A 1,397-nucleotide genomic window follows, 5' to 3' on the forward strand; every position below is an offset into this window, starting at 1 on the left:
AGTCGACGTCGACCCAGTCGAGGGTCCGGGTGACGGCTTTCTTCCAGCCGGCGTAGCCGTGGCGGCGCTGGTCGTCGTTCCAGGTGGGTTCCCAGCGGCGGTCCTGGTTCCAGTTGCGGCGTAGTTCGTCGGTGGTGGTCCAGAACCCGACGGCCAGGCCGGCGGCGTAGGCGGCGCCCAGGGCGGTGGTCTCGGCGACGACGGGGCGTGAGACCGGGACGCCGAGGATGTCGGCTTGCAGTTGCATGCACAGCTCGTTGGCGGTGACGCCGCCGTCGACCTTGAGCACGTCCAGCGCGACGCCGGAGTCTTCGCGCATGGCCTCGACGACGTCGCGGGATTGGTAGCAGATCGATTCCAGGGTGGCGCGGGCCAGGTGGGCGTTGGTGTTGAAGCGGGACAGCCCGACGATGGCGCCGCGGGCGTCTGAGCGCCAGTAGGGGGCGAACAGGCCGGAGAAGGCGGGGACGAAGTAGACGCCGCCGTTGTCGTCGACCTGGCGGGCCAGGGCTTCGCTTTGCGCGGCGCCGGAGATGATGCCGAGCTGGTCGCGCAGCCATTGCACCGCCGACCCGGTCACCGCGATCGACCCCTCCAGCGCGTACACCGGCGCGTGGTCGCCGAACTGGTAGCACACCGTGGTCAGCAGGCCCCGCGCGGAGCGGACGGGCTCGTTCCCGGTGTTGAGCAGCAGGAAGTTGCCGGTGCCGTAGGTGTTCTTGGCCTCGCCGGGCGCGAAGCACACCTGCCCGACCGTCGCGGCCTGCTGGTCGCCCAGGATGCCGGTCAGCGGGACCTGGCCGCCCAGCGGGCCCTCCGCGCGGGTCACCCCGTAGGGTTCGGGCGCCGAGGACGGTTCGATCCGCGGCAGCATCCGGCGCGGGATGCCGAACAAGGACAGGAGCTGGTCGTCCCAGTCCAGGGTCTCCAGGTCCATCAGCATGGTGCGGCTGGCGTTGGTGGGGTCGGTGACGTGGACGCCGCCGTCGGTCCCGCCGGTCAGGTTCCACAGCACCCAGGTGTCGATGTTGCCGAAGATCGCATCGCCGTTCTCGGCGGCCTCGCGGGCGCCGTCGACGTTCTCCAGGATCCACTGGATCTTGCCGCCGGAGAAATAGGTGGCCGGAGGAAGACCGGCCTTGCGGCGGATGACGTCGCCTTTGCCGTCGCGCTCCAGGGCGGCGGCGATGCGGTCGGTGCGGGTGTCCTGCCAGACGATCGCGTTGTAGTACGGGCGGCCGCTCCGCCGGTTCCACACCACCGTCGTCTCACGCTGGTTGGTGATCCCCAACGCGGCCAGGTCGGCGTGGGTCAGGTGGGCCTTGTTCAGGGTGGTCTGGATGACGGCGCGGGTGCGTTCCCAGATCTCGGTCGGGTTGTGCTCCACCCATCCCGCC

General features: G+C 70.3%; 1 protein-coding gene. It reads right to left on the bottom strand.

Features of this window, described 5'->3' with window-relative positions; genetic code table 11:
- The coding region (glpK, locus tag ETD83_RS41840) for a glycerol kinase GlpK (RefSeq protein ID WP_138650770.1) at window positions 1-1,397 on the bottom strand (1,397 nt) is incomplete at both ends.

The organism is Actinomadura soli (genome assembly GCF_005889715.1).
In the GTDB taxonomy this organism is placed as follows: Bacteria; Actinomycetota; Actinomycetes; order Streptosporangiales; family Streptosporangiaceae; genus Spirillospora; species Spirillospora soli.